The following is a 22,013-nucleotide window of genomic DNA, read 5'->3' on the forward strand; positions in this document are numbered from 1 at the left end:
CCAATCGGCCTGTGGATCAATGCTGATCCATCGGGTAATCGGCTGAAAACTCAGCCCATTAGCTCCCGACTTTCCGGGAGCGTTCTTACAGGGGTATCAGCAGATTTGCTGACGCCTATACCGCCAGCGGTAACGGCTCTGCTATCACGGTTGGGAAATCAAGGTGTGCCGGGTACCCTTTAAAGCCCCACTGGCTGTAATAGCGGTCACGATACACCCGCTTGAAACGGGGCTGTGCCAAGTAGTCTCGACGGCCCTTTTCGATGGCTGCATGTAGGCAATCAAGTAAGCCGGTTCGGGCTGCTTCAACCTGATCAGCGGTACACAGGGATAGTGCAAGCAATGGCTGCCAAACCTGCTCGGCATCTGCGTACAGAGCAGCGATGTAATCAGGCCATGTGCCCAACTTTTTGAACCGCTGTTCATCTGGTACAAGCACCGTTGGCACCAGTGTGGCCACATCAAGCCGCTTCAGCAGGCGAGCACGTAGCAAACCCTTGGGAATGTCTGCACCCGCTAGTGTGTGGTAGCAGTGGTCGGTGATGCTCTCGATCAGCAAGCTGTGGTCAGCGTCTATAAGCTGCCGGCTGGGCTTGCCCCACGGCTGCTGCCAGTTCATGTAGGTCAGCGGCTGCCATTCAAGCCCCTTTTGCGGCAGAAAGACCTTGTGGCCACCATCTACTGGGCATTCACGTTGGGCGATATAGATGCCGAGCACCCGCACCAGACCAAGCATAAAGGTGCAGTTATCGCGGTGACGCTGTGACGGCGATACCGCTGCCATCCGTTCCAGTTCGTCGGCATATACACATAGTGCGGCACGGGTGTGCAGTTCGGGCTTAAACCTGGTGACTGAATCTTTGCCACGCTGGTGGGCGTCCATAAGCTCTAGCTGCTCAAGCGGCAGCTGCTCAAGCTGGCCAAGCGTATAGCTGTCTTCAAGTTCCCGCACTGCTGTGCCTTTCTGCTGCCGGTTGTAGATTTGCCGGGCTAAGGTGTGCAGCGTATCCAGCTTCAAAGCACTGGATTGGGCCAGATATTCAACGAACTCTTCGCCCAGCAAGGCACGTACCTTCTTTGCCACCTGCTTGGTGGTATCGCCTACGCCTACTTGCCACTTCTTCAGCAGCTTGTGAGCTGGGATGCTCAGCCCCGCATCTGGTGATATGAACTTGTTACCGGCTTGCTGATTACGCAGCCACAGGCCGATGAACAGGTTAAGCGGGTGCAGTGCTCCCACTGAGCCATCTACGCCTATGCGGGCTTGGATGTGGCAGCGGTGATATACAGACTTCTGTTCATCTGGGTTGAAGCCATAGCACTTGTAATAACGGTTATGGAACTGCTCTAGCTCGAACAGTGAAGCAGTGGTGTGGCCCATCATGATGCATACGGTGTTCGCCTTGATACATTCCCTGATTACCCACTGCCCGAAGCTGCTCTTACAGAACCGGGTGAACTGGTCTTCTATGCGGGACTGCCGCTTTGTGGCCTTGTCGGCCTGTCTTGACTTGGCTTTTCTACAGCTATCGTTGCAGAAGCGCTTTGTCTTGTCCGCCTGTTCCCGGCGTCCTGTGTAAGGGGTCTTGCAGGTGTAGCAGGTGTAACTGTAGTTACGGGTGCTGCTCTTCTTGGTGTTGCTCGTTGACATTCGTTCCGCTCTCTAGGGAATCAAGCCGCATGGCAGCTTCTTCAATCAATTGTTCTACCGCTCGGGTAGGGTTAATGGCGCCTGTGTGTTCCATCAAGCGAAGCAACTTCGCTTGGTGCTCAGGCCGGTATACTGAGATTCGCATATGGGTTCCTGCTGAAATTGTGCATAGCGGATTGGGCTGAAGCCCAAGTGCCATGCGGGTTTGAGCGATTAAGGCGGACAAGTTCTATACTACCTGCGGCCTTCACCGATGTTGCCGGGTGAGTCGAAAGGGGCGGTATTACGCCCGATTCGTGTCTTCAGTTGGCACAGAGTTAATGAAACATTTGACCATCCAGCTCACGAACTTACGAACGGGCAGCTTGTGCTTGCGTGCCTGGGCACAAAGAACTTCAAACTCGGCTGGGGTGAACGTTAGTCGCATCCCCTCGCCATGTACGTACTCGTCGTTCACGCTGCCTTACCTTCTGCTGTGGCCTCTACCGGTGCGGCGTAGGCTTTAAGCAGGTCAGCCAAGGCCGCTGCTTCTTGAACCTGCTTCAGTGCTTCCGCTGCTTTTGCTGCTTCTTCTGCTACCGCTGCTTCTTTTGCACGCTTCACTTGATCTACGCTGAACTTCACCTGACGTTCAGTTTCAGCCATATTCAATTCAAAGCGAGACTGGTCATATTCTTTGCGAGCAGACTTCGCCACCTCAACAAGTTCGGCTTTAATTATCTTCTCTGGCTTACGCAGTACAGCAAACACATCCAGCGGCGGGTTAAATGCCAGCTTCACCAGCGTATACCCCTTCGCCATTTCTTCGAAAAGTTCCATGACGGCAGGTTCTAACGGTTTGCTGCGTTGCCAGTGGATATGGGCCGCTTTATCTTTGTAGTAAAGAGTCTCGCTGCCTCGGTTATAGCTATCTTGCTTGGCTGCAATCAGCTTCTGCAAGTCTTCATCGGAATGGGGATAAAATTCTACGACATTAACGCCGTATTGGTATTCGGTTATCATGGTTGCTTCCTTTGATTGTGTACCGGCTTGAAGCCAGCTTTGAATCTTGCTGCTTTGTTTGTGGTTTGTTTATTGCTTGCTGCTGTAACGCTCTGAGAAGGCTTCTGAGCGGCCTTGGATGCTGGGGCTATGTGCTGGGCTGCCTTGGTTGCTTTCGCTTCTTTAACGCGGCTTCTATGGGCTTCTAGATGGGCTAAAGTAACTACACTCCCGGCAGGCAAGATATGGTCAATTAACGCGGATAGGTAAGTAAGTTCTTCCCTTGTTGCTTCGATATAATCCACCGCGATTGACTGCGTGGTTGGTAGCTCTAGGAAATAGCTCAAAATTGCCCCGCTTCCCTTTAACACTTCTAGGTATATGTTATTGCTCGGCATTAAGCTACATCCTTTGTTTGTTCTTCTTGCTCTTGAACTATGAAGAGCTGTTCAAGTTCTTCTTGCGAAGTTTGGTTGTTCTGGCGCCAAGTGCGTGACTGGCATGTTGAGCCGCAAAAGCGAGTAAGCGGGCTGCGTGAATAGTGAATCCTTCCGCACCCTTCACAGGTGTTGCGGCGTAGTGGTCGTTGCATATGGTGTTACCTTGATGAATTGGGTGTTTTCAACGGGCAAAATAAACCCGTCACTCGGATAATGAGCTTCGGGCTATGTGCATATTGAATTTTGGTTCTGCGTACTTGCGTGAACAAGTATTGTGCCGCCCCTTGCGGGCAAGCTATAAGTAAATGGCCAGTTTCGCTGCTCCCACTGGCCGTGGGTATAACCATGATATCAAGGTGGAATTACGGATCTTGATAAGCCGGTGCAACTATCCACGATTTTCAAATCTTCAGTCATATACCCCAGACTGAAAACGGGGTAACACACGAGCTGAACCATTCCGAGTCAGTCGAGTATTGGCATTTATATATGGGGTCAAGCGGGGGTGCTTCTAGGAAAGTTGGATGTATCACCAAACTTATGACACCGATTATAACACATTCCTGTATGTGTCAATAGATAATTCATGTATTTGTGAAAATAAAGTTTCGGTCGTTTAAGGGGTAAGTCAGTCTTTCCCAGACTGGTAGCTTGATGAACCGTGGCTGCTCCAATCAGGCGGCACCAGAACGCAAGCGAGCGGTGTAGGTGCATATGGTTACAACCTGCTGTTCACCGGGCCGCCCGGCACCGGCAAGACCTTGCTCGCCAGCCGCCTTCCCGGGCTGCTGCCACCGCTGGACGAGCACGAAGCGCTGGAAGTGGCGGCAATCCAGTCGGTCAGCGGAAAAGCGCCGCTGAACAGCTGGCCACAGCGACCCTTTCGCCACCCCCATCACTCTGCGTCCGGCCCGGCGCTGGTCGGTGGCGGTAGCCGACCGCAACCAGGTGAAATCACGCTCGCCCATCACGGCGTGTTGTTTCTCGACGAACTTCCGGAGTTTGAGCGGCGCGTACTGGAAGTGCTTCGCGAGCCACTGGAGTCAGGTGAAATCGTGATTGCCCGTGCCCGCGACAAAGTGCGTTTCCCCGCGCGCTTCCAGCTGGTGGCGGCGATGAACCCCTGCCCTTGCGGCTACCTGGGCGACCCCACTGGCCGCTGCCGCTGCAGCACCGAGCAGATCGCGCGCTATCGCAACAAGCTGTCCGGGCCACTGCTGGACCGCATCGACCTGCACCTGACCGTGGCTCGCGAGAGCACTACATTGAACAACCAGCCTTGCGGTGAAACCAGTGCCGATGTCGCCGTCAGGGTGGCTGAAGCGCGGGAGCTGCAGCACAGGCGACAAGGGTGTGCGAATGCATTTCTCGACCTTGAAGGTTTAAGGCACCACTGTGGGTTGGTAGCGGCGGATCAGGTCTGGCTGGAAGGGGCCTGCGAGCGGCTGACCTTGTCGCTACGGGCGGCGCACCGGTTGTTGAAGGTGGCGCGGACACTGGCGGACCTGGAGGGATGCGAGACGATTGGCCGGGCGCACCTGGCCGAGGCCCTGCAGTACCGACCGGGGAGCAGTTAGATTGCCAGGGTTGTGATGCCCCCCTGTTAGGAGCGGGCTCACCCGCGAAGAGGCCGGCACAGCCATACCTCACTGACCGCCAGCCAAAGCCTCTTCAACCACCTTCAGCAGCACCTCTTCAGAAAACGGCTTGCCCAGGCAGGCCAGTGCCCCAAGGCCCATCGCTGCCCGTACCGAGCCATCGTCCCAATGTGCCGACATGCAGATCACCGGCAAGCGCCACCCCCGCTGTGCCAGCTCACGCTGTACCTCCAGCCCGCTCATTCCCGGCATCTTCAGGTCCAGCAACACACAGCCCGCCTCGCCCGCCAGTGGCGAGGCCAGGAATGCGTGCCCGGCGGAAAACGACAAGGTCTCGAACCCCGCCGAGCGCAGCAGGTTGGCCAGGCTTTTGCGCACCGAGGCATCGTCGTCGACGATGCACACCTCTCTGCTCATGCGCCGCCCAGGCTCGCAGACCGCGCTCCGAGGAGGTTGTGCATGGCCGCAAGCTCCAGCAGCGAGCGGGACTGCATCTTGTTCATGATGTTCTTCTTGTGCACCTTGGTCGTCACCTCGCTGGTGCCGATCTGCCTGGCGATCTGCTTGTGCGACAAGCCGCCTACCACCAGCGAGAAGACCTGGCGCTCACGCTGAGTCAGGCGCTGGTACTTTTCCTCGACCTGCCGCGCCTGCAGCCACTTGCGGCCTTCGGCCACGGCCCGGGCGCGCACTGTCTGCAACAGGGTCAGCAACTGGTCTTCATCGAACGGCTTGGTCAGAAACTCCACCGCCCCGGCGCGCATGGCCTGGACGGTCATCGGGATGGTGCCGAAACCAGTCATGAACACGATCGGCCAGGGCAGCGCCAGCCGGCACAGCGCATCCTGTACCTCCAGGCCACTTGTGCCAGGCAAGTGCATGTCCAGCAGCAGGCAGGCACAGGGGGTTTCCAGGCGGGCCTCGAACAGCGCCTCGGCACTGGCAAACAAGTGGTGCGGGATGTCCTGCGAGCGCAACAGCCGGCCCAAGGCGGTGCGCACCGACGGGTCGTCATCCACCACCAGCACCGGCACATTCACGCGCTCATCGAGCGGCTCGACAGTCTCGGCCAGGCTGCGCAGCAACGACCTGCCCAATGCCTGACCAGGCTCCTCGAGGCTGATCTGCGCGGCCAGGCGATAGCCCCGGCGCGGCACGGTCTGGATCAGGCCACGGTCGCCAAAGGCCTTGCGCAGCAAAGACACCTGAACCTGCAAGTTATTGTCCTCGACCACCGTGCCGGACCACACCTGGCTGAACAACTCGTCCTTGCCGACCACGCGGCCCTTGGCCCTGATCAGCGTGGCCAGCACGTCGAAAGCACGCCCACCCAACAGGATCGGCTTGCCATCGACAAAGACTTCGCGCCGCTCCAGCGACACCTGGGCATTGCCTATTCGGATCATGGCTTCCTCGCGCGGGCACGGGCGTTTTCGCTGCCCTGGGCAGCTTAGGCCAGCGTAGGCGTTCAGACAATTATCCCGAGGGATAGGTTGGCCCAAGGACTATACAAAAGCCCGCCTGCCCCAAGGGGACGATAACGGACAACAGCGTGCCCGTTCCTGCCAAGCAGGCTGTAACCCGCATCCATGCTGGGCCCGCTGCGTATACTCGCGCCTCAGGATGTCGCTAGCGGGGGTGCTTTATGCTCGATGAACGCCTTGCCCACAGGCCCATCGATTACGACCAGTCAATCGACGAGGGCTGGCTGAAGCGGTGCGAGATCAGCGCGCTGGGCCAGGAAGGTGAACTCAGCTATTTCCGCCTGCGCGACCCAGCCACAAATCAGGCCTGGATCGCCGTGCGCGCGCCGCTCGAGGCTCCTTCCGCCTGTCAGCGCCTGGAACGTGACTACCGCCTGCAACTGGACCCGCAGTGGGCGGTGATCCCCTCGGCGTTCGTGCGCTCGGCCGAAGGCCCGTTGCTGGTGTACCCGGCCGGGCGCTCAGTCGCCGACCTGATCGCTGAAGGCCCTGCGGCGCTGGAGCCGTTTCTCGACATCGCGGTGAACGCTGCCCATGCGTTGGCGCAAGCGCACGAACGCAATGTGCTGCACGGTACATTGCAGCCTGAACATGTGTACCTGCGCGCCCACCAGCGGGTGCGCCTGGGCTTCTTTCGTGCCGACCCAGCAGAGCGGATCAGCGAACAGGGCACCCCGCTCGGCAACTGGGCCTACCTGGCGCCGGAGCAGGTTTGCCCGCACGGTAGCAGCAGCGACCGACGCAGTGACATCTATGCCCTGGGGGCAATCCTCTACCAGTTACTGGTAGGCGAACTGCCGCTGGCCGGGCGCGACACCCTGCACTGGCGACAGCTGCATGCTGGTGTGCAGCCGCGGGCGGCCAGCGAAGCGGACAGCAAGGTGCCGCCCCCCCTCAGCCTGGTCTTGGCAAAGGCCTTGGCCAAAGAGCCGGACGCCCGCTACCAGAGCGCGCGCGCCCTTGCAGTGGACTTGGCTCACTGCCAGCGACAGTGGGCCGCCCACAAAACCATGGCACCCTTCACCCCAGGCTGCGCCGACCCGGTAGCGCCCGGCCACGCGCGCCTGTATGGCCGCAGCGCCGAGCAAAAGGCTATCACCCTGCTGCTCAAGGCCTTGCATCGCGATAGCAAACCACAAGCCCTGGTCATCAACGGCGCTGCTGGCATGGGCAAATCGAGCCTGGTCGAAGCCGCTCTCAAGGCCAACGCCGAAGGTTACTGGGCCGTCGGCAAATGCAACAGCCACACCCAAGCAGTGCCCTACACGCCCTGGATCGAAATACTCGGTGCCCTGACTACCCAGTTGCTGGCCAAGAACAGTCAGGACCTCGTCACCCTGCGCCGCGAAATCCAGCGCCGCATCAAAAGTCATGGTCGTCTGCTCGGCAAACTGGCCCCGGACCTGCAACTGATTCTCGGCCCCCTGCCCCAATTACCCGCCAAGCCCACGCGCCTTGCGTTGCAGAAGGAACTGCACGCGATCATTGAATTCCTGCAGGTTTTCAGCCGGCCTGGCCAACCGCTGGTGCTGTTCTTCGACGACCTGCAATGGGCCGACGACGCCACCCGGCAACTATTGGCCCAACTGCTGGCTGAAGCGCCGGCCAACCTGCTGCTGATTTTCACTCGGTGCAACGATACGCCCACCACCAGCGCACCGCTGGCCATACCCGCAGCGGTGCGCAGCACCACGCTGAACCTGCGGCCGCTGGCCGTTGGGGCGGTGGCCGAGCTGATTGGCGAGCGCTTCCATGTTGCCCCCGAGGCCGCATTTCAACTGGCCGAACGGGTGCATGGCAAGACGGCGGGCAACCCGTTTTTCATCAACCAGATCCTCAGGGCCATGGTCGAAGACCAGCTGTTCATCTTCGACACCCAGGCCATGCGCTGGTCTTGGTGCCTGCAGGCCGTGGCCCGGCACTGCTACTCCGACAATGTCGCCGACCTGATGGTCCACCGTCTGGAGCGCCTGCCGGCACCGCAACGCGACCTGTTGCGGGTCGTCAGCGCGGCGGGCAGCCACTGCGATGAACACCTGCTTCGGCAAGTGCTCGCCCAACCGCCAGGCGAACCCTTGAAAGCCTTGATTGGCGCTGGCTTCCTGCAACCGGGCCAGAACGGCTTGGGCTTCACTCATGACCGGGTGATGGAGGCCGCTTATGCACTCACGCCCGTGCACCAGCGCGCCTCGCTGCATGCACGTATCGCCCTGGCCATGCGCCAGGCTTGGCCAGGGCGAACGCACGAGGTGCTGTTCGAGCTCGCCAGCCAGCTACAACGCGCCACCCCATGCGGGTTTGCAGCGGATGACTGCGAAGCGTTCCTGCAGCTTTTACGCGAAGCCGCATCATGCGCACGCGACACGGGCACCTTCGAGCAGGCCGCTGGTTACCTGCACACCGCCGAGCAGTTGCTGCAGCACAGCGCCACGCTGGAAAGCCGCGCCACGCATGGCTTTGCCATCGCCTGCATGGCGACGGAGTGCGACATGCAACTGTCACGCACGATCGCGGCCGAGGCCCGTCTCACTGAATGCCGCCAGCGTGCCCGCTCGGTGTTGGACCAGGCGCGGGAGTACCGGCTGCAGGCACTGCTGTACACCTCGCGCGGTGACTATCAGGCGGCCATCGACAGCGCCCTGGCCGGCCTGGACTTGCTGGGCATCAGCCCGGTGCGGGGCCTCGATTGGCAACAGGTCGAGGCCAGTCATGCCCATGTGCAGGCGTTGATCGAACAGAAGGACCGGCATTGCCTGGAGTCACTGCCGCGCACCGATTCGGAGGAAGTGACGGTTGCCATCAGCCTGCTGGCCACTCTGTCATCATCATTCTTCGTGAAGGACGACATCTGCTTCCTGCACCTGGCCAAGCTCATGGAGATGTCGCTACTGCACGGCGTTGCCCCGGGCAGCACCTACGGCATGGCCTGGTACGGCGTGATGATTGCCGAGCGTTTTGGCGCTTACCATGATGGCCATGCCTGTTGCCTGGCCGCGCTCAAGCTGATCGAACGGCACGGTTTCGACGCAGATCTGACCAGCGCGCTGCTGGCCCTGGACCAGGTCAGCGCCTGGACCTCGCCCATGGAATTCGCCCGACGTACCGCGCTGGACGCGGTCGACTCGGCGCGCCTGAGCGGTGACCTGGCGATGAGCTGCTATGCCTGCAACCACCTGGTTTCAGATTCGCTGTTCATGGGCCGCTACCTGCCGGACGTGGTCGAGGAAGTGGCGCAAGGCCTGGCCACTGTGCGTCGCCACGGCTACGGCGATATCGAGCAGATCCTGCTGGCCCAGCAAGCGTTCGTCGCCAACCTGAGCGGCATGCCCTGCCCGGCCCCGGCAACTGCCTCGAGGTCGCCCACCACGCGGTTCTTCCAACACCTGTTCGCCGCCATGTGCGCCTTCTACATGGGCAATATCCCGAAGGCCATGCGCGACCTGGCATTGGCCGGCGACAACACCTGGGCCGCACCGGCGCACATCAACCTGGCCGACTATCACCTGTTCCGCGGCCTGGCCCTGGGCAGCCCCGAGGCCCACGGCAGCCTTGCCGACAAGCTGCGCGAGCTGCAGGCCCTGCGCGAGCGCTTCAGTCGCTGGGCCGGCTTCAACCCGGCCACCTTCCGCAGCAAGCAGTTGCTGATCGAGGGCGTGATCGCCAAGCTCGAAGGCGACGGCCTGGCCGCGATCCGCTGCTTCGACCAGGCGCAAATCGCCGCCACCGCTGCCGGCTTCATCCACGAGCAGGCGCTGGCCCATGAACAGCTGGCCGAGGTGTGCATCCCCAGCGGTCTGATCTCGGGCGCCAACCTGCACCTGCGCATTGCCCGCGACTGCTTCCACATCTGGGGCGCGACCGGCAAGGTGCACCAGCTGGAGACGTTGCATCCGTTTTTGCGTACCCAGCCGATTCAGGAGACCTATCGCGCCACCCACCAGGCCAGGCTGGACCTCGAAGCCGGCATCGAAGCCGCGCGGGCGCTGTCCGAGGAAGTGCTGCTCGAAGGCCTGATCGAAACCCTGATGGGCCATCTGACCCAGCACTCCGGTGCCGACCATGGCGCGCTGCTGATTGTAAGCGGCGCCGAGTTCCAGATGGCCGCCCTGGCCTATATCGACGATGCCGGGCTGCACGTGAGCATGGACAACTGCCAGAAGTTCATGACCCAGGCACCGTTGTCGGTCATCAACACCACCATGCGCACCCGCAAACCGCTGGTGCTCAACGATGCCCTCAGTGAGTGCCCGGAGGCCTTCCGCCAACAGCTGCAGGCGCGCAACGCCCGCTCGGTGCTGTGCCTGCCGCTGGTGATCCAGGGCGTGCTGATCGGCCTGGTGTACCTGGAAAACCGCCTCGTGCCCAACCTGTTCGGCAGTCAGCGCCTGGCCATGCTGGAAATCCTCGCCTCGCAGGCAGCGGTGTCGCTACAAACGGCCAAGTTCTACACGCGCCTGGCCGAGGAAAACCAGATCCGCACCCAGATGGAGGCTGAGTTGCGCCGCTCGCGTGCGGAACTGGCGCGCAGTGCGCACTTGCAGGCGATGAATGAGCTGTCAGCGTCCATCGCCCACGAAATCAGCCAGCCGCTCCTGGGCATCGCCTCCAATGCCGCGGCCAGCCTGCGCTGGCTGAAACGCGCCAAACCCGACCTGGAAGAAGCGATTGCCGGCCTGGAAGACATCCGCAACGACAGCGAACGGGCCGGCAACATCGTGCGGGCGCTGCGGTCCCTGGCCAAGCAGTCACCGATGCAACTCAAGGCGGTGAAGCTGGACGAATTGATCCGCGAGGTGGTGCGCCTGACCTCGGCCGACGCCGCCAAGGGCAAGGTGGATGTGCAGACACGGTTGAAGGCCGGGGTGTGCGTGACAGCCGACCCAGTGCAGTTGCAGCAGTTGGTGTTCAACCTGATTACCAATGCCCTGGAAGCGTTGGCGGGGTATCGCTGTGACGGGGTGCTGAAGATTACGTCGGCGGTAGTCGAGGACGAGGTGGAAATCTGCGTGGACGACAACGGGCCGGGGATCGCGGCGGACGAGCGTGAGCGCGTATTCGATGCGTTTCATACCACCAAGACCGGTGGCATGGGGATGGGCTTGGCGATCTGCAGTTCGGTCGCTCAGGCCCACGGCGGGCAGCTGCAGGCGCTGGTGTCGCAGTTGGGTGGATGCCGGATTCGTTTCAGTCTGCCTTTGAATCACGCATAGCCTGTGCCGGCCTCTTCGCGGGTAAACCCGCTCCTACGGTCGGCGCGGCTGTAGGAGCGGGTTTACCCGCGAAGAGGCCAGTACAGGTTTACATCAACGCGAGGCCAGCGCCGCGTAGCTGTTCATCAGGTTGCGGTAGTTGGGGATACGCTGCGAAAGCAGGTTACCCAGCCCTTCGATGTCGTTGCGCCAGTCGCGGTGCAGTTCGCAGGCCACCGAGAACCAGTTCATCATCTGTGCACCCGCCTGGGTCATGCGTACCCAAGCCGCTTGCTGCACGGTTTCGTTGAAGGTGCCCGAGGCATCGGTCACCACGAACACTTCAAAACCTTCCGCCAGCGCCGACAGGGTCGGGAATGCCACGCACACATCGGTCACCACACCGGCGATGATCAGTTGCTTGCGGCCCGTGGCCTTGATTGCCTTGACGAAGTCTTCGTTGTCCCAGGCGTTGATCTGGCCAGGACGGGCAATGTACGGCGCATCCGGGAACATCTCTTTCAGCTCGGGCACCAGCGGGCCATTCGGGCCTTGCTCGAAGCTTGTGGTGAGGATGGTCGGCAGGCCAAAGAACTTGGCCAGGTCGCCCAAGGCCAGCACGTTGTTCTTGAATTCGTTGGGCGAAAAATCCTGCACCAGCGAGATCAGACCGGTCTGGTGGTCGACCAGCAGCACCACGGCGTCGTCTTTGTTCAGGCGCTTGTAATCGGGTTGGCTCATGGGGTGACTCCTTGGGTTGGGATAACGGGCCGGCACTGTCCGCAGGGGTTATACCGGTGGATAGCATTGGCTTAAGAAAGTGTCTGCGCCTGCCGCCAGGCCTTGGGTGGCTGGCCGACCAGGCGGCTGAAAGCACGGGTGAAATGGGCCTGGTCACAAAAGCCGCATTCCAGGCTCACGTGGGTGATAGGCGCCTCGGTGGCAAGCAAGCGCTTGGCCTTTTCCATGCGCGCCAGCAGGCGCCAGGCCTGCGGCGAAAGGCCGGTGTTGACTTTGAACGCGCGGGAAAAATGGCTGCGGGTAAGGTTGCATACCGCGGCGATCTCGATGATCGACAACGGGCTATGCAACATCAGCTCCTTGGCCCGGCGCAGCCGCGCGGGCGTGAGTGCGCCGGGGGTTTGCAGCGGCGCTTCGGGCGTCCCAGGGTACATGGCGACTCTCCTGTTCAATACAGAAAGTCTCGCCCCCGGCACATGACGAAGTCCTGAGCCAAACCTGAATTGTTGTTAATTGTGCGCTGCTGGCCCTGGGCGTTTTGCCGATACCTTAAGATGCGTTTCGTATTCAGCTTCTGGCCGCTAACCGCGGCCGGCATTCAAGGCGAAAGAGGTATGCAGGAAAAACCCGCCCACCGCACCGTGGCCATGGTGCTGTTCAATGATGTGCTACTGCTGGATGTCACCGGCCCCATGGATGCATTCGCCATCGCCAACCGGTTCTTGCCTGCAGCACGGCAATATCGGCTGCTGACCTTGGCCGAGGGGCAGGCAGTGGTACGCGGCTCATGCGGCCTGAAGGTAGTGGCCGACCGGCGCCTGGAAGACTTGCCGGAGGCCGTCGACCTGTTGCTGGTGCCGGGCGGCCCTGGGGCCTATGACATCGCCCTGCCAGGGATCGAGCGCTGGCTGCCCAAGGCCGTGCGCCAGGCAAAGCGCTTCGGTGCCATCTGCACCGGGGTGTTCCTGCTGGGGCGGGCCGGGTTACTCAATGGCTATCGCTGCACCACCCACTGGAATTACGTGGAGCGCCTGGCACAGGCGTTTCCCGAAGCCAAGGTGGAGACCGAGCAGATTTACGTGATGGACCGCTGCCTGATCACCTCGGGCGGTATCACTGCAGGGATCGACCTGGCACTGGCGGTGGTCGCCGAGGACCATGGCAAGGCGCTGGCCCTGGAAGTAGCCAAGGTACTGCTGGTAGCCCGCCACCGTCAGGGTGGGCAGACACCCTACGGGCCATTGCTGGCTGCGGTACCACGCGATGACTCGCCGATTGCCCGGGTGCAGGCCTATATCGTCGACCACATCGAGCAGGCGTTCACCGTGCAGAAAATGGCCGAACTGGTGGCCATGAGCGGGCGTAACTTTGCCCGGACGTTTCTGCGCGAGGTGGGCATTACGCCGCTGCAGTACCTGCAGAATGCGCGCATCGACCGTGCGCGCAAGCTGCTCGAATGCGGTGACCTGCCGATGAAGGTGGTGGCGGCGCAGTGCGGGTTTGGCAGTGACCGACACATGCGCAAGGTATTCTTTGAGCGAATTGGCATGACGCCGGCGCAGTATCGGGCACAGTTTGGTGGCGGTGAACAGTCGGATTAGCGCTGCCTTCTTCGCGGGCGCGCCCGCTCCCACAGAGATAGCACAGGCCTTGAGCCCAGATAAGCGCCGGCACCGATTGTCACCCTGAACAGGACAATGTTTCTTCCCGTTAGATGATTGTCTGACGCCACCCTACCCCTCAGAATTGTCCGTCAAACTGTTCGAACGCTGCCCCGGCAGCTCATGGAGTAAGAGCCAATGCCACACGAAGGCAGCCTTCTGCAAACCGCGGTGATCTTCCTGCTTGCCGCCGTCCTCGCCGTCCCCCTGGCCAAGCGCTTGCAACTGGGTGCCATGCTCGGCTACCTGCTCGCCGGTGTGGTCATCGGCCCGCAAGCACTTGGCCTGGTCCACGACACAGAAAGGGTGGCGCACATTTCCGAACTGGGCGTGGTCTTGCTGCTGTTCATCATCGGCCTGGAGCTGTCGCCCAAACGCTTGTGGCTGATGCGCAAGTCGGTGTTCGGTGTTGGCACTGCCCAAGTGTTGCTGACCGGCGCGGTTATCGGCGCCATCGCCCTGTTCGGCTTCAGCCAGACGCTGCCCGCGGCCATCGTGCTCGGTCTGGGCCTGGCGCTTTCGTCAACCGCCCTTGGCCTGCAGAGCCTGGCAGAGAACAAACAGCTCAATGCCCCGCACGGCCGTCTGGCGTTCGCCATCCTGTTGTTCCAGGACATCGCCGCGATCCCGCTGATCGCCTTGGTACCACTGCTGGCCGCCACTGGCCCGGAAACCAGCAGTGGCGACAGCCTGGAGAATGGGCTGAAGGTATTCGCCAGCATCGCCGTGGTCATCATCGGTGGCCGCTACCTGTTGCGCCCGGTGTTCCGCACCGTGGCTCGCACCGGCCTGCCGGAAGTGTCCACTGCCACCGCCCTGCTGGTGGTGATCGGCACCGCCTGGCTCATGGAACAAGCCGGTATTTCCATGGCCCTGGGCGCCTTCCTCGCCGGCCTGCTGCTGGCAGACTCGGAATACCGCCACGAGCTGGAATCACAGATCGAACCCTTCAAGGGCCTGCTGCTGGGGCTGTTCTTCATCAGCGTCGGGATGGGTGCAAACCTGCACCTGCTGCTGGAGATGCCGCTGGTGGTGCTGGGCCTGACCCTGTTGCTGGTGGCCGTGAAGCTGGTGCTGCTGGTCGGCACCGGACGCCTGGTCGGCGGCCTGAGCGGCGCCAGCGCGCTGCAACTGGGCATGGTGCTGGCCGCCGGCGGCGAGTTTGCCTTTGTGGTGTTCAAGCTGGGCAAGGACCAGGGCCTGTTCGATACCCAGACTTACGACCTGCTGCTGATGACCATTACTCTTTCGATGGCCATCACCCCGCTGCTCATGATTGGCTGCGCCCGTGCCCTCAAACGCGCGCAGCCAGTGCGTGAAGTGCCCGACCATTACAAGGCCATCGACGCCGGCACGCCGCGGGTGGTAATCGCCGGCATGGGCCGCATGGGCCAGATCGTCGCGCGTATCCTGCGGGCACAGAAGATCCCGTTCGTTGCCCTGGAAACCTCGGTGGATGCCATCGAGATGACCCGTATGTTCGAACAGGTGCCGGTGTTCTACGGTAACCCGCTGCGCCCCGAAGTACTGCATGCGGCCAAGGTGGGTGAGGCGGAGTACTTCATCATCACCATCGATGACCCGGAAGCCGCCATTCGTAGCGCTGAACGGGTGAAACGCCTGTACCCGCACCTGAAAGTGCTGGCCCGCGCGCGTAACCGCCAGCACGTGCACAAACTGGCGGATGTGGGCGCCGAGCCGATTCGCGAGACATACCACTCCAGCCTGGAAATGGCCCGCCGGGCACTGGTGGGGTTGGGCCTGAGCGATGAACAGGCGGCGGACCGCATTGCACGGTTTACCCAGCATGACGAAGAGGTGCTGGAGGCCCAGGGGCAAGTGCGTGATGACCGGGCCAAGGTGATGCAGACGGGCAAGGAGGCGCGGGTGGAGCTGGAGCGGTTGTTTGATTCAGATGCGGACTGAGGTCTTTTGGCGCATGCCTTGAGGGTTGTAGTGCCTGTGAGATCGAGCGCCGCCCGCGCGGCGCTTCGCGGGTAAACCCGCTCCTACATTTGTTTCGGGCCAATTATTCCTGTGGGACGCGCACGCGAGCCCCCCTGGCGCACGCCTCGATATCGCGTCGTACAAACAAGGCGGTCGCGCGCGCCTGGCACAGGAGGGACTGGCCAGAAACAAACATAGGAGCGGGTTTACCCGCGAAGCGCCGCGCGGGCGGCGCTCGATCTCATGGGCGCCCAAAAACTATCGCCAGGCACCTGGAAGCCATCATGCAATTTCCTGACGATCACCTCGCCGCCATTACGCGAACACACAAAAACCATCAAAAAATCGTCTAATTCTCAGCTGGGTCCTACTTCCCCGCGAACCATTTCCTACGTTCACGCCAATCCCAAGGAATTATCCTACACACCGTGTCGACGCCCGTCTGATTGTCCAGGGAAGGCCTGCTCTCTAGGCTAACCGGGTCGCTGTCGGTTCAGCGATCGGGTGTGGAAACCCGGATGTGATGAAGGGCTGCCGTTATGGCAGTTGTGCGCGTGAGGCCGTTTGGCCTACCGGCTTGCCTTCTCACCGGTTTTCCACCCCGCGCACAACTGCCGCCTTCTGCGTGGAAACGGGTGGTTGCAGTTCAATCCTGGAGAAGGAATTGCCATGAAAAGAATCGTCCCCGATCCACCCCTCCCCAACACCACACAACGCTCTTTCAGCCGCTGCGATGCCGGCCATCCCCCATTGTTCACCGTAAACCCCGGCGTTTCCGCCCACGATGCCCTGGTGCATGTCGCCCAATACCTGCGCGGTGCCTATGACTGTGGCTACAAAGCCTTGGAGCATCTGGATGACACAGGCAAGAGCCTGTTCTGGAGCAACCTGAACGCACTCGAAATGGCAGAAGGGTTGGTTGAGGCATTGCTGGATGGGATTGAGTCACAGCCCATGAACTGAGTCGCCTGTATCGGCCTCTTCGCGGGTGAACCCGCTCCCACAGAGTCCTCGTCGACACGGGTGTCAGTACCAACCACAGAAAAGGGCCACTGTTTCCAGTGGCCCATCAGATGCTCGATATTCATATGCACACCTCAAGCCGGGGTGTGGAGGTCTCACCCTACACTGATGATTCAGCCATCGATGGGGTTCCTGATCCAGTTACTGCCGCTGAATGACAACTGGCTTCGCGCTCGGGTGAAACGCTAACAATGCCGCCAATACAGGTCAACGACTGGAACAAAGCGCAACAAAAAAACCGGCTCCCTACAAGAGAGAGCCGGCCTTTGTGCGCGTTGCTGATGGTTGATTACTTACCCGCAGTCAGCGCGTTATAGCTGGTCATCAGGTTGCGATAATCCGGAATGTGGTTGGAGCAAAGTGCAGCCAGCCCTTCGACATCGTTGCGCCAGTCGCGGTGCAGCTCGCAGGCCACGCCGAACCAGGTCATCAGTTGGGCACCCGCCTGGCTCATGCGGTCATGCGCGGCATCACGGGTCATCTCATTGAAGGTGCCGGAAGCATCGGTCACCACGAACACCTCAAATTCTTCCTCCAAGGCCGACAGCGCCGGGAACGCCACGCAAACCTCGGTCACAACACCTGCAATGATCAGCTGCTTCTTGCCGGTCGCCTTCACCGCCTTGACGAAGTCCTCGTTGTCCCAGGCGTTGATCTGGCCAGGGCGGGCAATGTACGGCGCATCCGGGAACAGGGCTTTCAGTTCCGGCACCAGCGGGCCGTTGGGGCCTTGCTCGAAGCTGGTGGTGAGGATGGTCGGCAGGTTGAAGAACTCGGCCAGGTCAGCCAGCGCCAGCACGTTGTTCTTGAACTTGTCTGGCTCGATATCGCGCACCAGCGACAGCAGGCCAGCCTGGTGGTCGACCAGCAGTACGGCAGCGTCGTCTTTGTTCAGGCGGTTGTAGGTGAATTTGCTCATGGTCTGTGCTCCCAAGGGTTATGAATTTTTCAGCAATCCGGGGTGTTTCGCGTTGATGGGCACAGATTAAAATCATCACCTTTGCGGCGGTAGTTAGCAGAATCTGGCTTTAGCGTTCTGATTTATGAACGATGGATTTGTAGGGGCTGTGCCGGCCTCTTCGCGGCTAAAGCCGCTCCTACAAGCGAAGAGGCCGGCACAGGCAACCAAATACCCGGAGACCGATCATTGGAAGACCTCAACTCCCTCTACTACTTCACCCAGGTCGTCGAACATGGCGGCTTCGCCCCGGCCGGGCGGGCGCTGGACATGCCCAAGTCGAAGCTCAGCCGGCGAATCGCCGACCTTGAAGACCGCCTGGGTGTGCGGCTGTTGAACCGCACCAGCCGTCACTGCTCGCTGACCGAAATCGGCCAGGCCTATTACAACCGCTGCCTGGCCATGCGCGTGGAGGCCGAGGGCGCAGCAGAGATCATCGAGCGCAACCGCAGCGAACCGCGCGGCTTGGTCCGCATCAGTTGCCCGACCACCCTGCTCAATTCCTGGGTCGGGCCGATGCTGACCCGCTACATGCTCAAGTACCCGCAGGTGGAGCTGTTCATCGAAAGTACCAACCGCCGTGTCGACCTGTTGCACGAGGGCTTCGATATTGCTCTGCGGGTGCGCTTTCCGCCGCTGGAGAACACTGACATGGTGATGAAGGTGCTGAGCAACAGCACCCAGTGCCTGGTCGGCCAGCCTCAATACCTGGCGCAACTGCCCAAAGGGTTTGACCCACAGCTGCTGGGCACACTACCCAGCGTGCATTGGGGCAGTGCACAGCGCGAGTACCAGTGGGAACTGTTCCAGGGTGAGGACAACAGCCGCAGCATCGTCATTCCGCATACGCCACGTATGGTGACTGATGACCTGTTTGCCTTGCGCCACTTCGTGGTAGCCGGAGTGGGGATCGCCCACTTGCCGCGGGTGGCGGTGCGTGAGGATCTGGCGGCGGGACGTCTGGTTGAGCTGATTCCGGACTGGCACCCGCGTTGCGGTATCGTGCATGCGATCTTCCCATCGCGACGTGGGTTGCTGCCTTCGGTGCGAGCGCTGATCGATCATCTGGCTGAGGAGTTCGCCATCAGCGACATGGCTTGAGTGCCTGGCTGGCTGAGCCGGCCTCTTCGCGGGCATGCCCGCTCCCACAGGTATTGCACAAGGCTCGGGGCCAGTGGTGGCCCTGTAGGAGCGGCTTTAGCCGCGAAAGGGCCGGTACAGGCAATGCAAATCCCCACCCAGCACACCCTTACAAGACCTTGGGTCTACTCTTCTTCCACACTCCCGGATCATCCCCCGGAGCCCCTCATGATCCGCGCCACTCACGGACCAAGCCGCGCCCTGCTCGCCACCCTCGCCCTCTGGCCGGCGCTCAGCCAGGCCGATGAACCCGGCTGGTCGCTGCTCAGCCGCAACTATTTCCTGCACAGTGACTTCCGCTCGCCCTCCGGCAGCGGCCAGAACTACCGCCAGGAATGGGCCCAAGGCTTCATCGGCGAGGTGCGTTCCGGTTTCACCGAAGGCACTGTCGGCGTCGGCATCGATGCCCATGGCTTTCTCGGTCTCAAGCTCGACGGCGGCCGCGGCCATAGCGGCACCGGCCTGCTGCCACGCGACAGCGACAGCCGCGCCGAGTCCGAGTACTCCAGTGCCGGTGCCGCGCTCAAAATGCAGTTAGGCAACACCCAACTGCGCTATGGCGAGATGATGGTGGAAACCCCGGTGTTCGACACCGGTGACAAACGCCTGCACCCGGAATACGCCACCGGCTGGTGGGTGGAAAACACCGACCAGCCCGACTGGCGCGTGCAGGCCGGGCGTTTCACTGCCTTCAACAACCAGGACAACAGCTCCACCCACGACGACTTCAGTGGCTACGGCGCGACCACCCACAACCGGGCCATCAGCCTGGCCGGTGCCACCTTCGCACCCAACGGGCCGTTCGGCGCCGCACTGTATGCCGGGCAACTGGAAAACACCTGGCGCCAGGCCTACCTCAACCTGAACCTGGCCCAAGGCAACTGGCGCCTGGACGGCAACCTGTACAAAACCCGCGACACCGGCAACGCCAGCGCCGGGGCGATCGACACCCTCGCCTATAGCCTGCTGGCCAAGTACAGCTTCGGCGCCCAGGCGCTGAGCGTGGCCTACCAGAAGGTCGAGGGCGACACCCCGTTCGACTTCGTCGGCGGCGACTCCATCTACCTGGCCAACGCGATCAAGTACGCCGACTTCAACGGCCCTGGCGAGCACTCGTGGCAACTGCGCTATGACCTGAACTTCGCCACCCTCGGTGCACCTGGCCTGAGCCTGATGGGCCGCTATGTCAGCGGCCGCGGCATCGACGGCAGCCATGCGCCTGCGGGCGGCGCCTATGTGAACCAGTACGGCGACGGCGGCAAGCACTGGGAGCGCGACATCGACCTGAAATACGTGGTGCAGTCGGGGGCTGCCAGGGACCTGAGCCTGTCGCTCTCCCACGTCAGCCACCGCGCCAACCAGGCCCAGGCGGGCGATGATATCGACCGCATCTACCTGATCATCGAATACCCACTCAAAGGCAGCTTCTGACATGAGCACATCACCTTCAGGTGCCTGGAGCCCGTTGCGTAACACCACCTTCCGCATGCTGTGGATCGCCACCATCGCCTCCAACATCGGCACCTGGATGCACGAGGTGGGCGCCGGCTGGCTGATGACCACGCTGTCAGCCAGCCCGCTGCACGTGGCGTTGATCCAGGTAGCCGGCTCGCTGCCGATGTTCTTCCTGGCCCTACCGGCCGGCGCAGCGGCGGACATCGTCGACAAACGCCGCTACCTGTTGCTGGTGCAGCTGTGGATGTCTTGCGTAGCGGTGGTGCTGGCGGCCCTGACCTTGCTCGGGATGATGAACGTCACCTTGCTGCTGGTGCTGACCCTGGCACTGGGCATTGGTACAGCGCTGATGATGCCGGCGTGGAGCGCACTGACACCGGAACTGGTGGGCAAGGAGGACCTGGCCAACGCGGTGGCGCTCTCCAGTGTCGGCATCAACGTGTCACGGGCCATCGGCCCGGCGCTGGCGGGGGTGGTGGTGAGCATGGTCGGCCCGTGGCTGACCTTTGCCCTGAATGCCATCTCGTTCGCGGGTGTGATTCTGGTGTTGTTCCTGTGGAAGCGCGAGGTGAAGGAACCACTGCTGCCGGCCGAACGCTTCGTTGGCGCCATGCGCACCGGGTTGCGCTTTGCCCGCAGTGCCAAGCCTTTGCAGGCCGTGATGCTACGCGCGTTGGCGTTCTTTTTCTGCGCCAGCGCAGGCACTTCGCTGCTGCCACTGATCGTGCGTGGCGAGATGCACGGCACTGCAGCGGACTTCGGCCTGCTGCTGGCGGCCATCGGTATTGGCGCAGTGGCGGGCGCCACCTTGCTGCCGCGCCTGCGTGAGCGCATCAGCCGTGACCGCCTGGTGTTACTGGCCAGCCTGCTGTATGCCCTGTTCCTGCTGGCCCTGGCGTTGGTACGCAATTTCTATGCGCTGCTGCCCGCGATGCTGCTCAGTGGCGCGGCGTGGATCGCGGTGCTGTCCAACCTGCAAGTGGCTGCGCAGACTTCGGTGCCAGCCTGGGTACGGGCGCGGGCTTTGTCGGTATACATTCTGATTTTCTTCGGCGCCATGGCCTGTGGTGGCCTGCTGTGGGGCACGCTGGCCAGCCATGCAACGCTCACCTTCAGCCTGCTGGTGGCCGCAGGCGGCCTGGCGCTGGGTACCTTGCTGACCTGCAAGGTGGCGCTGCCGGAAACCGAGGCAGAGGAGTTGACGCCGTCGCTGCATTGGCCGGTGCCGGTGTTGAGCGATGACATGGACAAGGAAGTCGGACCGGTGATGGTCACCGTCGAGTACCACATCGCCCCCACCAAGGCCGAGGCCTTCCAGCAGGCGGCGCAGGAGCTGGAAGCGATGCGCAAGCGCAATGGCGCATTGTCGTGGGGGTTGATGCGGGACAGTGCTGATCCGGCGTTGTGGCTGGAGTTCTTCTTCGAGGAATCATGGCTGGAGCATCTGCGGCATCACCATCGGGTGACCCGTGGCGAACTGAAGATCGAGGCGCGGGTCAGGATGCTGCAGACCGATGGGGTTGAGGTGCGGATTCGGCATTTGTTGGCTGGCGGGGAGCATAAGGCACACCATTGATGCCGGCCCTTACGGCCCATTCGCGGGTGAACCCGCTCCTACACATGATCTGCGGTAGACACACACCGGACGTTGGAAACAGGCCGTTGTAGGAGCGGGTTTACCCGCGAAAGGGCCGGCACTGAAAACACAAAAAAGGGGCCAGTTATTGGCCCCCCGTTCTTCACAT

At 61.5% G+C, this 22,013-nt stretch carries 15 protein-coding genes and 1 pseudogene; 8 read left to right on the forward strand and 8 right to left on the reverse strand.

Annotated elements, in window-relative coordinates:
* Window positions 1-115: 115 nt before the first annotated feature.
* From ACI7M0_RS25890 to ACI7M0_RS25900, 3 genes are all read right to left on the reverse strand, one after another.
* Window positions 116-1,651 carry a hypothetical protein gene (locus ACI7M0_RS25890; protein ID WP_129931897.1) on the reverse strand — a complete coding sequence of 512 codons (1,536 nt, stop codon included), beginning with the start codon at window positions 1,649-1,651 and terminating at the stop codon, window positions 116-118.
* A gap of 453 nt (window positions 1,652-2,104) precedes the next feature.
* Window positions 2,105-2,653, reverse strand: a complete 549-nt coding sequence (locus ACI7M0_RS25895; protein WP_129931896.1) for a hypothetical protein — start codon at window positions 2,651-2,653, stop codon at window positions 2,105-2,107.
* The gene (locus tag ACI7M0_RS25900) at window positions 2,650-3,030 is read right to left on the reverse strand and encodes a hypothetical protein (RefSeq protein WP_129931895.1); all 381 of its coding nucleotides are present in this window, start codon (window positions 3,028-3,030) and stop codon (window positions 2,650-2,652) included. Before ACI7M0_RS25900 ends, ACI7M0_RS25895 begins: the two co-directional genes overlap by 4 nt.
* 752 nt (window positions 3,031-3,782) lie before the next feature.
* Between ACI7M0_RS25900 and ACI7M0_RS25905 the strand changes: the two are divergent.
* Window positions 3,783-4,649 (forward strand): annotated as a pseudogene (locus ACI7M0_RS25905) (YifB family Mg chelatase-like AAA ATPase); the annotation flags it as partial.
* 69 nt (window positions 4,650-4,718) lie between these two features.
* On the opposite strand, the gene ACI7M0_RS25910 reads toward ACI7M0_RS25905, so the two are convergent.
* Together ACI7M0_RS25910 and ACI7M0_RS25915 are read right to left on the reverse strand one after the other, a co-directional pair.
* On the reverse strand, window positions 4,719-5,087 hold the full coding sequence (locus ACI7M0_RS25910) for a response regulator transcription factor (protein ID WP_177410005.1): 369 nt from the start codon (window positions 5,085-5,087) through the stop codon (window positions 4,719-4,721).
* A complete protein-coding gene (locus tag ACI7M0_RS25915; RefSeq protein ID WP_129931894.1) occupies window positions 5,084-6,076 on the reverse strand; it encodes a response regulator in 993 nt (330 codons plus the stop codon). Before ACI7M0_RS25915 ends, ACI7M0_RS25910 begins: the two co-directional genes overlap by 4 nt.
* A 239-nt stretch (window positions 6,077-6,315) precedes the next feature.
* Between ACI7M0_RS25915 and ACI7M0_RS25920 the strand changes: the two genes are divergently transcribed.
* Window positions 6,316-11,364, forward strand: a complete 5,049-nt coding sequence (locus ACI7M0_RS25920; protein WP_129931893.1) for an ATP-binding sensor histidine kinase — start codon at window positions 6,316-6,318, stop codon at window positions 11,362-11,364.
* A 93-nt stretch (window positions 11,365-11,457) separates the two neighbouring features.
* Here the strand turns inward: ACI7M0_RS25920 and ycaC (ACI7M0_RS25925) are convergent, their stop codons facing one another.
* Together ycaC (ACI7M0_RS25925) and ACI7M0_RS25930 are read right to left on the reverse strand one after the other, a co-directional pair.
* Window positions 11,458-12,084: an isochorismate family cysteine hydrolase YcaC gene (gene ycaC / locus ACI7M0_RS25925; RefSeq protein ID WP_003253573.1), complete on the reverse strand. Its 627-nt coding sequence runs from the start codon at window positions 12,082-12,084 to the stop codon at window positions 11,458-11,460.
* A gap of 71 nt (window positions 12,085-12,155) precedes the next feature.
* Window positions 12,156-12,518 (reverse strand): AraC family transcriptional regulator, encoded by a 363-nt coding sequence (locus ACI7M0_RS25930; protein ID WP_020192890.1) that lies wholly within the window; start codon window positions 12,516-12,518, stop codon window positions 12,156-12,158.
* Window positions 12,519-12,698: 180 nt separating this feature from the next.
* Here ACI7M0_RS25930 and ACI7M0_RS25935 point away from each other — a divergent pair, with 180 nt between their 5' ends.
* The 3 genes from ACI7M0_RS25935 to ACI7M0_RS25945 all read left to right on the forward strand — a co-directional run bounded on the left by ACI7M0_RS25935 (window position 12,699) and on the right by ACI7M0_RS25945 (window position 16,655).
* Window positions 12,699-13,685, forward strand: a complete 987-nt coding sequence (locus ACI7M0_RS25935; protein ID WP_014592824.1) for a GlxA family transcriptional regulator — start codon at window positions 12,699-12,701, stop codon at window positions 13,683-13,685.
* A 198-nt stretch (window positions 13,686-13,883) separates the two neighbouring features.
* Window positions 13,884-15,671 carry a monovalent cation:proton antiporter-2 (CPA2) family protein gene (locus tag ACI7M0_RS25940; protein ID WP_104962806.1) on the forward strand — a complete coding sequence of 596 codons (1,788 nt, stop codon included), beginning with the start codon at window positions 13,884-13,886 and terminating at the stop codon, window positions 15,669-15,671.
* A 690-nt stretch (window positions 15,672-16,361) separates the two neighbouring features.
* Window positions 16,362-16,655: a hypothetical protein gene (locus ACI7M0_RS25945; protein ID WP_012054079.1), complete on the forward strand. Its 294-nt coding sequence runs from the start codon at window positions 16,362-16,364 to the stop codon at window positions 16,653-16,655.
* A 349-nt stretch (window positions 16,656-17,004) separates the two neighbouring features.
* On the opposite strand, the gene ycaC (ACI7M0_RS25950) is transcribed toward ACI7M0_RS25945, so the two are convergent.
* Window positions 17,005-17,634, reverse strand: coding sequence for an isochorismate family cysteine hydrolase YcaC (ycaC, locus tag ACI7M0_RS25950; RefSeq protein ID WP_129931891.1), 630 nt, complete (start codon window positions 17,632-17,634; stop codon window positions 17,005-17,007).
* Between the two features lie 228 nt (window positions 17,635-17,862).
* Here ycaC (ACI7M0_RS25950) and ACI7M0_RS25955 point away from each other — a divergent pair, with 228 nt between their 5' ends.
* From ACI7M0_RS25955 to ACI7M0_RS25965, 3 genes are all read left to right on the forward strand, one after another.
* On the forward strand, window positions 17,863-18,774 hold the full coding sequence (locus ACI7M0_RS25955) for a LysR substrate-binding domain-containing protein (RefSeq protein WP_010955764.1): 912 nt from the start codon (window positions 17,863-17,865) through the stop codon (window positions 18,772-18,774).
* A 207-nt stretch (window positions 18,775-18,981) separates the two neighbouring features.
* Window positions 18,982-20,244: an OprD family porin gene (locus ACI7M0_RS25960; protein ID WP_104962807.1), complete on the forward strand. Its 1,263-nt coding sequence runs from the start codon at window positions 18,982-18,984 to the stop codon at window positions 20,242-20,244.
* A 1-nt stretch (window position 20,245) separates the two neighbouring features.
* Window positions 20,246-21,844: an MFS transporter gene (locus ACI7M0_RS25965; RefSeq protein ID WP_129931890.1), complete on the forward strand. Its 1,599-nt coding sequence runs from the start codon at window positions 20,246-20,248 to the stop codon at window positions 21,842-21,844.
* Window positions 21,845-22,013: the final 169 nt, after the last annotated feature.

This window comes from Pseudomonas sp. 10(2024) (genome assembly GCF_045164175.1).
Taxonomy (GTDB): domain Bacteria; phylum Pseudomonadota; class Gammaproteobacteria; order Pseudomonadales; family Pseudomonadaceae; genus Aquipseudomonas; species Aquipseudomonas alloputida.

Bases quoted from the DNA above. Each gene is read 5' to 3' on its own strand.
- ACI7M0_RS25890 (WP_129931897.1), bottom strand. From the start codon at position 1,651: ATGTCAACGAGCAACACCAAGAAGAGCAGCACCCGTAACTACAGTTAC.
- ACI7M0_RS25895 (WP_129931896.1), bottom strand. From the start codon at position 2,653: ATGATAACCGAATACCAATACGGCGTTAATGTCGTAGAATTTTATCCC.
- ACI7M0_RS25900 (WP_129931895.1), bottom strand. From the start codon at position 3,030: ATGCCGAGCAATAACATATACCTAGAAGTGTTAAAGGGAAGCGGGGCA.
- ACI7M0_RS25910 (WP_177410005.1), bottom strand. From the start codon at position 5,087: ATGAGCAGAGAGGTGTGCATCGTCGACGACGATGCCTCGGTGCGCAAA.
- ACI7M0_RS25915 (WP_129931894.1), bottom strand. From the start codon at position 6,076: ATGATCCGAATAGGCAATGCCCAGGTGTCGCTGGAGCGGCGCGAAGTC.
- ACI7M0_RS25920 (WP_129931893.1), top strand. From the start codon at position 6,316: ATGCTCGATGAACGCCTTGCCCACAGGCCCATCGATTACGACCAGTCA.
- ycaC (WP_003253573.1), bottom strand. From the start codon at position 12,084: ATGAGCCAACCCGATTACAAGCGCCTGAACAAAGACGACGCCGTGGTG.
- ACI7M0_RS25930 (WP_020192890.1), bottom strand. From the start codon at position 12,518: ATGTACCCTGGGACGCCCGAAGCGCCGCTGCAAACCCCCGGCGCACTC.
- ACI7M0_RS25935 (WP_014592824.1), top strand. From the start codon at position 12,699: ATGCAGGAAAAACCCGCCCACCGCACCGTGGCCATGGTGCTGTTCAAT.
- ACI7M0_RS25940 (WP_104962806.1), top strand. From the start codon at position 13,884: ATGCCACACGAAGGCAGCCTTCTGCAAACCGCGGTGATCTTCCTGCTT.
- ACI7M0_RS25945 (WP_012054079.1), top strand. From the start codon at position 16,362: ATGAAAAGAATCGTCCCCGATCCACCCCTCCCCAACACCACACAACGC.
- ycaC (WP_129931891.1), bottom strand. From the start codon at position 17,634: ATGAGCAAATTCACCTACAACCGCCTGAACAAAGACGACGCTGCCGTA.
- ACI7M0_RS25960 (WP_104962807.1), top strand. From the start codon at position 18,982: ATGATCCGCGCCACTCACGGACCAAGCCGCGCCCTGCTCGCCACCCTC.
- ACI7M0_RS25965 (WP_129931890.1), top strand. From the start codon at position 20,246: ATGAGCACATCACCTTCAGGTGCCTGGAGCCCGTTGCGTAACACCACC.